Origin of the sequence: Halomonas sp., assembly GCF_041689495.1 — a bacterium.
In the GTDB taxonomy this organism is placed as follows: Bacteria; Pseudomonadota; Gammaproteobacteria; order Pseudomonadales; family Halomonadaceae; genus Halomonas.
In genome coordinates this window covers 1-1,071 of sequence record NZ_JBDNGD010000288.1, presented here as the reverse complement: position 1 = coordinate 1,071, position 1,071 = coordinate 1, and the positions used below count along the sequence as shown (strand labels likewise).

The window sequence follows — 1,071 nt, the reverse complement described above, 5'->3', positions numbered from 1 at the left end:
GAGTCGATCCCGGTGTTCAACCACGGCAACCACACCCGCGATTTCACCTATATTGATGACATCGTGGAAGGTGTGATCCGCGCCAGCGACGATATCGCCGCGCCCAATTCCGAGTGGGACAGCGACAACCCCGACCCGGCCACCAGCAATGCGCCATATCGGCTCTTCAACATCGGCAACAACGACCCGGTGAAGCTCAGTGCCTATATCGAGGCGATCGAGGAGGCGCTGGGCAAGAAGGCCATCAAGGAGCTGCTGCCGCTTCAGCCCGGCGACGTGCCGGATACCTATGCCGATTCCACCGAGCTGGAAAGAGCCGTGGGCTACAAGCCCGCCACGCCGGTTAAGCAGGGCGTGGCGAATTTTGTGGCATGGTACAGGGAGTTTTACGGGGTTTAAGGAGCGAGGTGTAGGCTGGATAAGCCTCGGGCGCATCCGGCGTGGTGGCCCGACCAGCCCTTGGGTCTGACCCCATCTCGTAGCCAGGCGTGTGAAGGTGCATGTTGCCTGCAGGGTTGCTCGCCGCCGGGGTCTGACCCGCGGGCTTGACCCGCGGGCGTGCGGCGTCTCCAGCGGGCGAGGTGGCCGCCGGTAGGGTGCCCGGTGCGCTGTCGCTTACCGGGCCTACACGCTGGCCGTTGTGTTGGTTGAATCAGGAGCAAGGATGAACGTTACGATTTTCGGTACCGGTTATGTGGGTCTTGTCACCGGTGCCTGCCTGGCCGATGTGGGCCACGATGTGCTGTGCATGGACGTGGACGGGGCCAAGATCGCTCGGCTGCATGAGGGTGAGATCCCCATCTTCGAGCCGGGCCTGGAGCATCTGGTCAGGTCGAATGGGGCCGCTGGGCGCCTGCGCTTCACCACCGACGCTGCCGAGGCGGTGGCCTTCAGCACGCTGCAATTCATCGCCGTGGGCACGCCACCGGATGAGGATGGCAGCGCGGATCTGCAATATGTGCTGGCGGTGGCGAGCACCATCGGCGAGCACATGGCCGGCTACAAGGTGGTCGTCAACAAGTCCACGGTGCCGGTGGGCACGGCGGACCGGGTTCGCGAGACAGTGGCCCG

The 1,071-nt window shown here is 64.2% G+C and carries 1 protein-coding gene and 1 pseudogene; both read left to right on the top strand.

The features are described from left to right. On the top strand, nt 1-399 hold a 399-nt coding region (locus ACESMD_RS09780; protein ID WP_372612674.1), incomplete at its 5' end, for a nucleotide sugar epimerase. 265 nt (nt 400-664) lie between these two features. Continuing rightward, nucleotides 665-1,071 (top strand): annotated as a pseudogene (locus ACESMD_RS09775) (UDP-glucose 6-dehydrogenase); the annotation flags it as partial.